This window comes from Chitinophaga sp. HK235 (genome assembly GCF_018255755.1).
Classification (GTDB): domain Bacteria; phylum Bacteroidota; class Bacteroidia; order Chitinophagales; family Chitinophagaceae; genus Chitinophaga.
On record NZ_CP073766.1, the window covers coordinates 6,421,402 to 6,434,559 of the forward strand.

Sequence of the window (13,158 nt, forward strand, 5' to 3'; positions counted from 1 at the left end):
ATCGGGACACCAACAGAAAAGTATTTGAACTGAAGATCAGCAAAACTCGTTGTAAATGAAGGACTTCTCATTTGTCACCAATTCACATCCTGCTTACATTGAATCGTTATACCAGGATTTCCTCAAAGATCCCAATTCTGTAGACCCTGATTGGGTGAAGTTTTTTGAAGGATTTGATTTTGCGGTATCCACTGCAAATGGTAAAGCGGTAAGTGCGGCTCCGGCAGCAGGCGGCGGCTCTTTGCCGGTGAGTGGTGATCAACTGGCCAAGGAGTTGGGCGTATACCGCCTGATTCAGGCATATCGTAAAAAGGGCCATCTCATTGCTAAAACCAACCCTATCCGCGAAAGGAAAGACAGAAGGGCCAATCTGGACCTTGCCAGCTATGGACTGGGAGATGCTGATCTCAAAACCCAGTTCTACGCAGGTACTGTGATCGGCCTTGGACAAGCTTCCCTGGAAGATATTGTTGCCTACCTGAAAAAAATCTACGCTGGTTCTGTAGGTATTCAGTATACCTATATCAACGACCGTGATAAATCCAAATGGCTGGAAAGGGAATTTGAAAAAGTAATGACACAGCCTTTATCGCTGGAGCAGCGCCGTCGGGTGATGCAGAAGCTGAACCAGGGCGTTATTTTCGAAAAATTCCTGCACACCAAATATATCGGTCAGAAACGTTTTGGTTTGGAAGGTGGTGAATCCACTATCCCGGCACTGGATGCAATAATCAATGTGGCGGCAGAATATGGCGTAAAAGAATCCGTAATCGGTATGGCACACCGTGGCCGTTTGAACGTACTGGCCAACATCCTGGGTAAAACCTACGAACAGATCTTCAACGAATTTGAAGGCCTGGCCGTTCCTGACATGACCATGGGCAGCGGCGACGTGAAATACCACCTGGGTTTCCGTTCTCAGGTTACTACACCTTCCGGTAATGCGGTGAACCTGCAACTGATGCCTAACCCTTCCCACCTGGAAGTGGTAGACCCGATCGTGATCGGTTTTGCACGCAGTAAAGCAGACGTTATCTACGACAGCGACTACGATAAAATACTGCCTATCCTCATCCATGGCGACGCCGCCGTGGCCGGACAAGGTATCGTTTATGAAGTGGAGCAGATGAGTAAACTGAAAGGTTACTCCACAGGTGGTACCATTCACTTTGTGATCAACAACCAGATCGGTTTTACCACCGATTTTGATGATGCCCGTTCTTCCGACTATTGCACCAGCGTTGCTTCTATCGTGCAGGCACCTGTATTCCACGTGAATGGGGATGATGCCGAAGCAGTGGTAAAAGTATCCCAGCTGGCCGCCCGTTACCGTCAGGAATTCAATGAAGATATCTACATTGACATGGTGTGCTACCGTAAACACGGTCACAACGAAGGTGATGAGCCTAAATTTACACAACCCAGTCTTTATGCGCTGATCGATAAACATCCGAATCCGCGTGAAGTATATACCCAGTACCTGCTCAACAACGGTGAGTCTGATGCTCAGGCCATGGCGAAAGAAATGGAAAAAGTTTTCTGGGACGATCTGCAGGCACGTCTGGACGAGGTGAAACAACATCCGCTGCCTTACTCCAACCAGAAACCGGAAGAATGGTGGCAGGCATTGCGTAAAGCTACTCAGCAGGATTTCGAAGGTTCTCCTGTTACTGCTATCAGGGAAGAAGATTTCAAAAATCTGTTTGACGCCCTGATGAAATGGCCGGAAAACTTCGTGCCGCTGCGCAAGGTGAGCAAACTGCTGCAGGACAAAATCAAATTATACCAGGAAGAAGGTAAGGTGGATTGGGCTACCGGTGAACTGCTGGCCTATGCAAGCCTCCTGATTGAAGGCAAAGACGTGCGGATGAGCGGTGAAGACGTAAAACGCGGCACTTTCTCCCACCGTCACGCGGTATTGTTTGATGAAAATACCAACGAGACATATAACCGCCTGAGTAATCTCACTGAGAAACAAGGCAAATTCAGAATATACAACTCATTGCTGAGTGAATACGGCGTACTGGGCTTTGAATATGGCTATGCGATGGCCAACCCCAACAGCCTGGTGATCTGGGAAGCGCAGTACGGCGACTTCGTAAATGGCGCCCAGACCGTTATTGACCAGTATATCAGCAGTGCAGAACAGAAATGGACTACACAGAATGGTTTGGTAATGTTGCTGCCTCATGGTTATGAAGGTGGTGGACCAGACCACTCCAATGCCCGTCCGGAGCGTTTCCTTCAAACCTGTGCGGAAGAAAATATGGTGGTTACCAATATTACCACTGCAGCCAACTTCTTCCATGCGTTGCGCCGTCAGCTTACCTGGCAGTTCCGCAAACCACTGATCAACTTCTCTCCAAAAGCTAACCTGCGTCATACCGGTGCTTATTCTACCATGGAAGAATTTACCCAGGGTGGATTCAAGGAAGTACTGGACGATCCGTTTATCACTGATGCTTCAACCGTGAAGAAAGTGTTGCTGTGTACTGGTAAAATGTATTTTGACCTGAGCGATAAACAGGCCAAGGAAGATCGTAAAGACGTAGCCATTGTAAGGCTGGAGCAGCTGTATCCGCTGCCGGTGAAACAACTGGAAGTGATCGCGCAGAAATACAAGGGCGCTACCTTCTTCTGGGTGCAGGAAGAACCACTGAACATGGGTGCTGCAGCTTATCTGCAGATGAACCTGAAGCAGATCAACTATGGTGTTATCAGCCGTAATCCGAGTGCGTCTACTGCTACCGGTTATGCCAAAGTGCATGCCCGTGAGCAACAGCAGATCATTGATACCGCTTTCAACATCTAATTAAAACAGCAAACAATAAACAGAAACAAGTGTTGAGCTGTTAGCCTTTATCGATGCGTAAATGTCAGCAGCCAGACACTGGTTCACCATCAACTGATAAAATATGGTTATCGAAATCAAAGTCCCTACGGTAGGAGAATCTATTAGCGAGGTAACAATTGCAAAGTGGTTGAAAAAAGACGGAGATTATGTGCAGCAGGACGAGGTGTTGTGTGAAATGGAGTCTGAAAAGGCCACCTTCGAACTGAATGCAGAAAAAGCAGGTATCCTGAAGATTGCAGCACAGGAAGGAGCCACGCTGAAGATTGGTGATGTGGCCTGTACAATTGATACAGCAGCAGCACCTGCACAGGAGGCGGCACCGGCGGCAGCGCCTGCAGCACCTGCTACCGAAGCAGCACCGGCAGCTCCCGCAGCACCGGCTGTCAATAAAGGGGTTATTGAAATGAAAGTACCTACAGTAGGTGAGTCTATCAGCGAAGTAACTCTGGTGAAATGGACCAAAAAAGATGGTGATTATGTAGAAAGAGATGAAGTGGTATGTGAACTGGAATCAGAAAAAGCCACTTTTGAACTGAATGCAGAAGAAGCCGGTGTATTGATCCTGGTTGCCAAAGAAGGTGATACTTTAAAGATAGGCGACATTGCCTGCAAAATAGATACCAGCGCTGCCCGTCCGGCAGGTAAAGCAGCTCCGGCAGCACCGGCAGCGCAGCCCGCCAAAGCAGCGGCACCACAGCCTCAGCAGGCACCGGTGACCAGTATCCCGAACGATATCAAAGCTACCCCGGTAGCTGCTGCCGTCATTGCAGACAAACATGTAGACCCGGCTACCATCAAAGGTTCCGGCGCACACGGCAAAATCATGAAAGATGATGTATATGCCGCCCTGCAAAACCCAGGAGTAGCGATCGGACAGGAAATGTTCAGCCGCCAGGAACGCCGCGAAAAAATGAGCAACCTGCGTAAAACTGTTTCCCGCCGCCTGGTAGAAGCTAAAAACACCACCGCCATGCTCACTACCTTCAACGAGGTAGACATGACCAACATCATGGCGCTGCGTGCCAAATACAAAGACGTATTCAAAAAGCAACACGAAGTGAACCTGGGCTTTATGAGCTTCTTCACCAAAGCGTGCTGCTTCGCCTTACAGGAATTCCCGTCTGTAAACGCTTACATTGACGGTGAAGAACTGGTATATCACGATTACTGCGATGTATCCATCGCCGTATCCGCTCCAAAAGGTCTGGTAGTACCGGTAATCCGCAATGCGGAGAGCCTGGATATGGCCGGCATCGAAAAAGCGGTAATGGAACTCGCTACCAAAGCGCGTGAGAACAAACTGACCATTCCTGAAATGACCGGTGGTACCTTCACCATCACCAATGGTGGCGTATTCGGTTCCCTCATGAGCACTCCGATCATCAACATCCCGCAATCCGCTATCCTGGGCATGCACAAAATCCAGGACCGCCCGATGGCAGTAAATGGTCAGGTAGTGATCCGTCCGATGATGTACATTGCGCTGAGCTATGACCACCGCATCATCGATGGCCGTGAGTCTGTAAGCTTCCTCGTAAGAGTAAAAGAAATGCTGGAAAATCCTGAACAGCTGCTGTTCGGTAAAGATCCGCTGAAAGCACTGCTGAAACTCTAACAGCATCAAAAGATAATAAACGGGGCGAAGAGCAATCTTCGCCCCGTTTTTTTAGGATATCTTTGCGTATGACCCGTTGGGAGAATTACTTAGCAGCAGCAGCAAAAATTATCGGTGCCTATCAGGGCAGCCTTCCGTTACATCATTTCCTGAAAGCTTTTTTCAAGGAGCATCCCTACATGGGAAGCCGCGACAGACGCTGGATTTCCCAGCTGGTATATCATTACTACCGCTTAGGCCACTGGGGTAAGGAACTACCGTTAAACGAACGTATCCTGGCCGGCACCTTCCTGTGCGAACATACTTCCACCGATTTACTGAAGGCGCTTCAACCCGCCTGGGACGAGCAAATACAGCTACCACTGGAAGGTAAGGCTGCTTTACTGGGACTACCGGTAACGGCTACACGTATTTTTCCGCTGGTGACAGAGCTGTCTCCCGCCGTGGCTGCGGAGGCATTTGGGTTGTCGTTTCTGCAACAGCCGCGGTTGTTTATCCGTGTGCGGAATAACAAGCTGGACAAAGTGTTGAAGCTGTTGCAACAAGCTGCAGTACACTATGAAGTATTTGAAAATAACGCTACCATTGCCTTACCGAATGGTACCAAAATAGAAACCCTGTTGCCCGAAAAGAGCTGGTATGAAGTACAGGATGCTTCCAGTCAGCAGACCGGCAATTTGTTTCGTCCGGGTAAAAATGAGCAATGGTGGGACTGTTGCGCTGCCAGCGGGGGCAAATCCATCCTGCTGAAAGATCAGCAACCTGGTGTACAGCTGCTGGTAAGCGATGTACGCCGCTCCATCCTGGAGAATCTGCAACAACGTTTTGCCGCCGCCGGTATTAAACAATACGAAGCCCGCGTGGCCGATCTTACCTCCGATCGTTTTCCTGCTACTATGGGCCAGCAGAAGTTTGACGGTATCATCCTCGACGCACCCTGCAGCGGCTCAGGCACCTGGGGACGTACACCGGAAAGCGTCAGTTTCTTTAATCAGGAAGAAATCCTGAAATACCAGCAGTTACAAAAGCGTATAGCCCATAACGTTATACCCTTCCTGAAAAAAGGTGGAGCGTTGATTTATATCACCTGTTCCGTTTTCCGTCAGGAGAATGAGGAAGTAGTGCAGTATATCGAGGAAAACAGTGCTTTACGGAAGCAGGAAGGCGGGATTATTGCCGGTTATGGTGAAGGGGCGGATACGATGTTTGCGGTAAGATTTTCGTAATCAAAAACCGATAGCTTTCTTCCGATTTAAATCTCACTTTTCGAAAATAGGGAATGCTAAAATTATACCCTAAAGGGTATAGTGTTGGCTCGTGTGAGTATATTATACCCTTTAGGGTATAATTCTCTTTAAATTAGTATATTTATACCTAAAAGGGTATAAAATGACTGGTTTATCCGAATTAATCAAAAGTAAGCGAAAACAGTATGGCATGACCCAACAGGATCTTGCTCTTAAATCAGGATTAGGATTAAGATTGATTCGGGAAATAGAACAAGGAAAAACCACCATGAGAATGGATAAAGTTAATCAGTTATTGTCGTTGTTTGGAATGGAGCTTATTCCTGGCGTTAAAACATACCAACATGAGTAAGAAAGGAAAGGTTTATTACGGTGATCAGCTGGCGGGCATTATTGCTGAAACTGATGAAGGGTATACTTTTGCCTACGATCCGGAGTATCTGAGTAGCAAGCATGCAATGCCCATTAGCCTGACTATGCCTTTAACAACGGGTGTGTATTTAAGTAAAGTGTTGTTTGCTTTTTTTGACGGGTTAATACCGGAAGGTTGGCTGTTGGACATCGCAACGAAGCATTGGAAAGTAAAGCCCAATGATCGTTTTGAACTCTTATTGCAAACGTGTAAAGATGCAATAGGTGCAGTTAGTGTAATTCCTGATGATAATAATTGATACGATGGCAAATTGCTGGTTTTGTTATAAAGATGCAGGTGATAAGCAATATCATAACAGATGTTGTGTGAATTTTTTTGGTAAGCAGAAAGTACCGGAATTAATACTTGATAAACAATTGCTTCAACAACTGGCAGAAAAAACCATTAATCAGAGAATTGCCATTACAGGGGTGCAACCTAAACTATCTGTTACACTCGAGAATATCGATGGGAATAATCAGGATTCCAGATTGACTATTGTGGGATTATGGGGTGACTACATCCTGAAACCACAACATCATGGATATCATATGATGCCGGAAAATGAAGATTTGACCATGCATTTGGCTTCTTTATTCAAAATACAGGTATGTCAGCATACATTGATAAAAGCAACGGATGGTAGCATGGTTTATCTGGCGAAAAGACTTGACAGGGAAAACGGCAGGAAAATTCATATGGAAGACTTTTGTCAGCTATCGGAATTTCTGACAGAAAACAAGTACAAGGGTTCTTATGAGAAAATTGGAAAGCTGATAACAAAATATTGTACCAACACAGGGTTGGATTTACTCAATTATTTTGAATTGGTAATATTTTCCTATCTCACGGGGAATAATGATATGCATCTGAAAAATTTTTCACTACTGCATCGGGAAAAAGAAATATTATTAAGTCCTGCTTATGATTTATTGAATGTAAACCTTGTTAATCCTGCAGATGATGAAGATCTAGCTTTAACGCTAAATGCCAAAAAGAAAAGATTAAAATTGTCAGACATTATTGCATTTGCGAACAGTTTAAATATTCCCGAAAAAGTCAGGCAGCATACATTTAAGAAATTTATGTCAATCAACGATAAAGTTGAATCGCTGATTGATGCTTCCTTTTTGGATGAGAATAGTAAAAATAGATACAAATTAATATGGAACCAAAAGCAACGGATTTTTGAAGCGTAACATCACTCTTTCACCAGCGCCCACATATTAATATCAAACAACCTTCCGTCCCATTCCATCCATTTTTTAAGCGTTCCTTCCTGATGGAAGCCGTTTTTGACGAGCACTCTTTCAGAAGGGGTGTTGGCGGGCATCACTTCTGCTTCGATGCGACTGAGCTGTAATTCCCGGAAGCCGAATCTGACCATTTCGAGGATAGCTTCGGTCATGAGGCCACGGCCCCAGTGGGGGTGGGCGAGGGCGTATACGATGACGCCGCGGTGTATTTGGGGGAAGCTGTTGAAGCCGATGGTACCGATGAGTTTGGACTGGCCTTTGAGGGTGATGCCCCATCGGATGCCCAGCTGATCTTTATAGCGGTGATGGAAGTAGGTGATCACTCTTTCGGCGTCCAGTATGCTTTTGAGGGGCATGACATGGTAATATTCCGTGACGCGTGGATCTCCGAAGAGTTCGAGGATATCAGGGGCATGGGAGGGTTGAAGTTCGATCAGGTCCAGCCTTTGGGTGTGGAGTTCAGGGAATATATTCGGTAATGGGTGCATACAATTGTGGTTATCAAACTAAAGTACATAAAAAGGGCGGGATAAATTCCCGCCCTTTCTGTGATATGATGAAAAAGGTTTGTTACAATGTGATCGGGCCGCGTTGGATGATGCCACCGCCGATTACGTCGTCGCCTTCGTAGAACACGGCGGATTGCCCGGGGGCGATGCCTTTTACGTCTTCGAAGAAATTGACTTTTACTTTGCCGTCTTCGTTGTAAAGGGTACTCAGGGCGCCGGGATCTTTATACCGTATTTTGGTGATGGCTTCGAATCCGTCGGTGATGGTTTCATATTTACCCATGTTGAGGCCGCTTACAAACATTTCGTTTTTCCTCAGTTCATCTTCGTTGCCGAGGACGACGGTGTTGGTTTCCGGGATGATTTCGGTGACGAACACAGGGCGTCCGAGGGCGATATCGAGGCCTTTACGCTGGCCGATGGTGTAGAAGGGGTAACCTTTGTGTTTACCCACGATAGTGCCGTCGGCGAGCACAAAATTGCCGCCGTTGACTCTTTCTTCCAGGCCTTCCACTTTCCTTTTGAGGAATCCGCGGTAATCGTTATCGGGCACGAAGCAGATTTCATAGCTTTCTGCTTTTTTGGCCAGTTCGGGGTATCCGAAGTCGAAGGCCATCTGCCTGATTTCTGTTTTGCGGTACTTGCCTAAAGGGAGGAGGGTGCGGGAAAGTACATCCTGCTGGATGCCCCACAGCACATAACTCTGGTCTTTTGTTTCGTCGATGCCTTTGCTGATGACCATGCGGCCGTTGTAGTGGCGGCGGATCTGACCGTAGTGTCCGGTAGCAATAAAATCACAGTCCATGGCATCAGCTCTTTTCATCAGGGCGCGCCATTTGATATGTGTATTGCACAACACACAGGGGTTGGGAGTACGTCCTGCAATATATTCGTCTACGAAGTTATTGATGACAAAGTCCCCGAATTCGTCGCGGATGTCCAGCACAAAATGTGGAAATCCATGATGTACCGCGGCTGCGCGGGCATCATTGAAAGAGTCGAGGTTACAGCAGCCGGTTTCCTTCTTACTGGAACCAGCAGAAGCATAATCCCAGGTTTTCATGGTGATGCCCACCACTTCATAGCCCTGTTCATGCAACATCAGCGCTGTAACGGTACTGTCGATACCACCGCTCATGGCCACCAGCACTTTACCATGCTTGCTCATTTTTTAAAAGTTTAAGGACGCAAATTTACTGAAAATCCAGGCAAACGCCTATTGATAGAATTAATGGGGGCATTGAGACTGATTATGAGATTGTATCATTTTAACCAGTTTTAGCTAATATTTGTCCACACACTACAATTTGTTAAATCAACATTATATATTTAATGTGTCAAGAACCTATTTAGCATAATTTAGAAGCAATGCTGCATACATTAAACAAAGAGTATATATTAAGCAGTGCGAATTCCGGCGTTCATGAAAAAACCTTCCATTTCCCGGAAAAGATCCTGCAGTTTGGTACCGGTGTGCTTTTGCGCGGACTGGTAGATTATCTGGTTGACAAGGCCAACCGTAATGGTATTTATGAGGGTCGTATTGTGGTGGTAAAGTCTACCGATGGGGATACTACCGAATTCAGCAACCAGGACGGCCTTTTTACCACGCATATCAAAGGGATTGCCCAGGGAGAACTGGTTGACCAGGTACTGATCAATTCTTCTATTAGCCGGGTTTTGCAATCGAATGCAGATTGGCAAGCTGTGCTGGGCGCGGTTCGGCAGCCGGCGTTGCAAACCATCATTTCCAATACCACGGAAGTGGGCATCCAGTACGTACCGGAGAAAATCGGTGCGTCTGCACCGGCCTCTTTCCCTGGCAAACTGCTGGCAGTGCTGAAAGAGCGGTATGACTATTTCCAGGGCAGCGCCAACACGGGCTTTGTGATCGTACCCACTGAACTGGTGGTGGACAACGGTCGTTTATTAAAAGAAATCGTATTAAAGCTGGCAGCATATAACGACATGCCGGCCACTTTTATACAATGGATTGAAACAGACAACCGCTTCTGTAATTCACTGGTAGACCGTATTGTGCCGGGTAAACCCCGTAACCTGGCAGAGATAGCGCAACAGGCTGGTTATACAGACAAACTGTGGATTGAAGTAGAACCTTTCCTGCTGTGGGCGATAGAGGGAGATGAACATATACAGTCTGTACTGGGTTTTCATAAGACTGATGAGCGGATGCTGATCACACCCAGCATCGTTCCGTTCCGGGAGCAGAAACTCCGTATCCTGAATGGCAGCCATACGGCGGCAGTACCGCTGGCCTTCCTTTCGGGATTAAATACAGTATATGAATGTATGCAGGACGAATACATGCGGCATTTCTTCCATGAAGTGATACTCCGGGAGATACTGCCTACTATCCAGGACACCTGTCCGCAAGCCACCAGCTTCGCACAGGACGTACTGGATCGTTTTGCCAATCCATTCATCGCACACAAGCTCATCAGCATTACTTTCCAGGAAAGTTCCAAAATGAATGCGCGCAATGTGCGTACACTCGTGCGTTATTATCATCAATATAAAACCATACCCGAATACATGAGTCTTGGTTTCGCGGCTATGCTCCTGTTCCTGAAGCCCACCCGTGTTGAAGACGGTAAATACTTCGGAATGCGCGGTACAGAAGAATACACGATCACGGACGATAACGCTCCCATTTTTGCTGCCCACTGGGCCAGTTATACTTCGGCCCTGCAGCTGGCAGAACGGGTATGTGCAGATGAGAAACTGTGGGAATCAGATCTGGCCACCATCCCTCATTTTGCGGAAAAAGTGGCTGCCCACCTCGAAGAACTGATGAAAAACGGCGTGAAAAACTTTATGCAACTGCAGCAACAAAAAAACTAATCACAGTATATGAAGGGATTTCTGACCGAAGATTTTTTACTGCAAACAGAAACGGCTAAACGACTATATTTTGATTATGCACAGTCCATGCCGGTGATAGATTATCATAATCACCTGCCACCGGACGAAATAGCCCAAAATAAGGTATTTGAGAACCTCACCGCCATCTGGCTGAGAGGTGATCATTACAAATGGCGCGCTATGCGTGCCAATGGAGTGGCGGAAACGTTTATCACTGGCAACGCTGACGACTATACGAAATTTCGGCACTGGGCGGCTACCACGCCCTATACTATGCGTAACCCGCTCTATCACTGGTCGCATATGGAACTGAAAAATCCTTTCGGTATCACTGACCTCCTGAGCGAAGCCACTGCGCCCAAAATCTGGGAGCAGGCCAACGAAAGGCTGCCACAACTCTCCACCCAGGCCCTGCTGCAACATTTTAAGGTGGAAGTGGTATGTACCACCGATGACCCTACTGATTCGCTGGAACATCATCGGGCAGTAGCGCATCAGCCTTTTGGCACCCGTGTGCTGCCTACTTTCCGGCCAGACAAAGCCATGGCTGTGGAAAACCCGGCCATGTTCAACGCTTTTGTGGATAAGCTGGCGGAAGTGACCAACAAAGACATACGGTCTTATAATGATCTGGTAGAAGCCCTGCGCCTGCGGCATGACTATTTCCATGAAATGGGCGGGCGGCTGAGCGACCATGGTATTAATACCTTCAGCTTTGCGGCTTACACGCAAAAAGAGCTGGACAATATTTTCTCCCAGGCCCGGCAAAATCAGCCTGCCACCGCTCACGAAAGTGAGCAGTTTAAGACGGCCCTGCTGCTGCAGATCTGCGAATGGAACCATGAAAAAGGCTGGGCACAGCAGTTTCATGCAGGTGCCATCCGCAACAACAATTCCCGTCTGCTGCAGCTGCTGGGTGCAGATGCCGGTGTAGACTCCATTGGCGACTGGAACATGGCATCGGCCATGAGCGCCTTCTTTAATGAACTGGATAAGAAAGACAAACTGGCAAAGACCATCCTCTATAATCTCAATCCGGCCTGGAATGAAGTGTTTGCTACTATGGCGGGCAATTTTCAGGATGGCACGGTGCCTGGTAAAATTCAGTTCGGGTCTGGCTGGTGGTTCCTCGACCAGAAAGACGGTATGGAGAAACAAATCAATACCCTGAGCAATATGGGGCTGCTGAGCCGTTTTGTAGGCATGCTGACAGATTCCAGGAGTTTTCTATCTTTTCCCCGCCATGAATATTTTCGTCGTATTTTGTGCAATCTCATTGGCCGTGATGTGGAAAACGGTGAATTGCCCAACGACATTCCGTGGTTAGGGAAGATGGTCCAGGATATTTGTTACTACAACGCTAAAGCATATTTTGATTTTTAGATGAAGTCTGTAAAAGTTATCACCTTTGGAGAACTGCTGTTACGCTTGTCTCCCGACCTGGCCAACAACAACTCGGCTGTTTATGTAGGTGGCGCAGAAGCCAATGTAGCTGCGGCATTGGGCCGCTGGGGTACGCCGGTGGCGTATATCAGCAAAGTGCCGGAAAACGGTTTTTCGAAAGAGGTGCTGCGGCAGCTGAGCGACAGAGGCATTGCCACCGACAGGATGCTGTGGGGCGGCGACCGTATCGGTATTTATTACCTGGCTCAGGGCAGCGACCTTAAACATGCGGAAGTGGTGTACGACCGCAAGTATTCTTCCTTTAGCCAGATAGTACCGGGAACGGTAAACTGGGACGAGTTGCTGGGAGATGCTGAATGGTTCCACTGGAGCGCTATCAGCCCGGCACTGAATCCGGATGCGGTGCTGATCTGCAAAGAGGTGCTGGAAGCAGCTACCCGCAAAGGAATGACCATCTCCACTGATCTTAATTACCGCAGCAAACTGTGGCAATACGGTAAAAAGCCCCACGAAGTGATGCCGGAGCTGGTGGCATATTGTGATGTAGTGATGGGTAATATCTGGGCTGCCAATAACATGCTGGACACCCCGCTGGATACGGCCGCACTGGAAGCCGATACCCGGGAAGTCTATCTGCAGGAAGCCATAAAAGTGGCAGCCGCAATAACGGAGCAGCATAAACGCTGCAAACGGGTGGCCTTCACCTTCCGTTTCAGTAAAGCAACTACACACAATTTATACTATGCCTTCTACTATCATAACGGACAGGTAAGTATTTCCCGCGAATATGAAACCAACGATGTGGTAGACAGAGTAGGTAGCGGCGACTGTTTTATGGCAGGCCTTATCCATGCCCAGCTGCAGGGGAAAGACGACCAGGGCATCATCTCTTATGCTACTGCTGCCGCCTATTCCAAGTTTTTTGTGAAAGGAGATTTTAACACTACCTCTGCCGAGGATATATTAAAACTGATTTAG

General features: G+C 47.5%; 11 protein-coding genes. 9 read left to right on the top strand and 2 right to left on the bottom strand.

Going from position 1 to position 13,158, the window contains the following annotated elements:
- Positions 1 to 55: 55 nt before the first annotated feature.
- The 6 genes from KD145_RS24440 to KD145_RS24465 all read left to right on the top strand — a co-directional run bounded on the left by KD145_RS24440 (position 56) and on the right by KD145_RS24465 (position 7,327).
- Complete coding sequence (locus KD145_RS24440; RefSeq protein ID WP_212002451.1) at positions 56 to 2,812, top strand: 2-oxoglutarate dehydrogenase E1 component; 2,757 nt, start codon at positions 56 to 58, stop codon at positions 2,810 to 2,812.
- 103 nt (positions 2,813 to 2,915) lie between these two features.
- Positions 2,916 to 4,469, top strand: a complete 1,554-nt coding sequence (gene odhB, locus KD145_RS24445) for a 2-oxoglutarate dehydrogenase complex dihydrolipoyllysine-residue succinyltransferase (protein ID WP_212002452.1) — start codon at positions 2,916 to 2,918, stop codon at positions 4,467 to 4,469.
- A 68-nt stretch (positions 4,470 to 4,537) separates the two neighbouring features.
- Positions 4,538 to 5,695 (top strand): RsmB/NOP family class I SAM-dependent RNA methyltransferase, encoded by a 1,158-nt coding sequence (locus KD145_RS24450; RefSeq protein ID WP_212002453.1) that lies wholly within the window; start codon positions 4,538 to 4,540, stop codon positions 5,693 to 5,695.
- A gap of 163 nt (positions 5,696 to 5,858) precedes the next feature.
- Positions 5,859 to 6,068: a helix-turn-helix transcriptional regulator gene (locus KD145_RS24455; RefSeq protein ID WP_212002454.1), complete on the top strand. Its 210-nt coding sequence runs from the start codon at positions 5,859 to 5,861 to the stop codon at positions 6,066 to 6,068.
- Positions 6,061 to 6,387, top strand: coding sequence for a HipA N-terminal domain-containing protein (locus KD145_RS24460; RefSeq protein ID WP_212002455.1), 327 nt, complete (start codon positions 6,061 to 6,063; stop codon positions 6,385 to 6,387). The genes KD145_RS24455 and KD145_RS24460 overlap by 8 nt, the downstream gene beginning before the upstream one ends.
- Positions 6,388 to 6,391: 4 nt before the next feature.
- Positions 6,392 to 7,327, top strand: a complete 936-nt coding sequence (locus KD145_RS24465) for a HipA domain-containing protein (RefSeq protein ID WP_212002456.1) — start codon at positions 6,392 to 6,394, stop codon at positions 7,325 to 7,327.
- 2 nt (positions 7,328 to 7,329) lie between these two features.
- On the opposite strand, the gene KD145_RS24470 is transcribed toward KD145_RS24465, so the two are convergent.
- Entirely contained in the window at positions 7,330 to 7,872 is a 543-nt protein-coding gene (locus KD145_RS24470) for a GNAT family N-acetyltransferase (protein ID WP_212002457.1), read from the bottom strand.
- 82 nt (positions 7,873 to 7,954) lie between these two features.
- Positions 7,955 to 9,061, bottom strand: a complete 1,107-nt coding sequence (gene mnmA / locus KD145_RS24475; protein ID WP_212002458.1) for a tRNA 2-thiouridine(34) synthase MnmA — start codon at positions 9,059 to 9,061, stop codon at positions 7,955 to 7,957.
- A 200-nt stretch (positions 9,062 to 9,261) separates the two neighbouring features.
- On the opposite strand from mnmA, the gene KD145_RS24480 reads away from it, so the two are divergent.
- Genes KD145_RS24480 through KD145_RS24490 form a run of 3 tightly spaced genes read left to right on the top strand, consistent with a single transcriptional unit; the run spans position 9,262 to position 13,158 of the window.
- Positions 9,262 to 10,755 (top strand): tagaturonate reductase, encoded by a 1,494-nt coding sequence (locus KD145_RS24480; RefSeq protein WP_212002459.1) that lies wholly within the window; start codon positions 9,262 to 9,264, stop codon positions 10,753 to 10,755.
- A gap of 9 nt (positions 10,756 to 10,764) precedes the next feature.
- Positions 10,765 to 12,159 carry a glucuronate isomerase gene (gene uxaC, locus KD145_RS24485; RefSeq protein ID WP_212002460.1) on the top strand — a complete coding sequence of 465 codons (1,395 nt, stop codon included), beginning with the start codon at positions 10,765 to 10,767 and terminating at the stop codon, positions 12,157 to 12,159.
- The gene (locus KD145_RS24490) at positions 12,160 to 13,158 is read left to right on the top strand and encodes a sugar kinase (RefSeq protein ID WP_212002461.1); all 999 of its coding nucleotides are present in this window, start codon (positions 12,160 to 12,162) and stop codon (positions 13,156 to 13,158) included.

Bases quoted from the DNA above. Each gene is read 5' to 3' on its own strand.
- KD145_RS24460 (WP_212002455.1), top strand. From the start codon at position 6,061: ATGAGTAAGAAAGGAAAGGTTTATTACGGTGATCAGCTGGCGGGCATT.
- KD145_RS24450 (WP_212002453.1), top strand. From the start codon at position 4,538: ATGACCCGTTGGGAGAATTACTTAGCAGCAGCAGCAAAAATTATCGGT.
- KD145_RS24480 (WP_212002459.1), top strand. From the start codon at position 9,262: ATGCTGCATACATTAAACAAAGAGTATATATTAAGCAGTGCGAATTCC.
- KD145_RS24455 (WP_212002454.1), top strand. From the start codon at position 5,859: ATGACTGGTTTATCCGAATTAATCAAAAGTAAGCGAAAACAGTATGGC.
- odhB (WP_212002452.1), top strand. From the start codon at position 2,916: ATGGTTATCGAAATCAAAGTCCCTACGGTAGGAGAATCTATTAGCGAG.
- KD145_RS24465 (WP_212002456.1), top strand. From the start codon at position 6,392: ATGGCAAATTGCTGGTTTTGTTATAAAGATGCAGGTGATAAGCAATAT.
- KD145_RS24440 (WP_212002451.1), top strand. From the start codon at position 56: ATGAAGGACTTCTCATTTGTCACCAATTCACATCCTGCTTACATTGAA.
- uxaC (WP_212002460.1), top strand. From the start codon at position 10,765: ATGAAGGGATTTCTGACCGAAGATTTTTTACTGCAAACAGAAACGGCT.
- KD145_RS24490 (WP_212002461.1), top strand. From the start codon at position 12,160: ATGAAGTCTGTAAAAGTTATCACCTTTGGAGAACTGCTGTTACGCTTG.
- KD145_RS24470 (WP_212002457.1), bottom strand. From the start codon at position 7,872: ATGCACCCATTACCGAATATATTCCCTGAACTCCACACCCAAAGGCTG.
- mnmA (WP_212002458.1), bottom strand. From the start codon at position 9,061: ATGAGCAAGCATGGTAAAGTGCTGGTGGCCATGAGCGGTGGTATCGAC.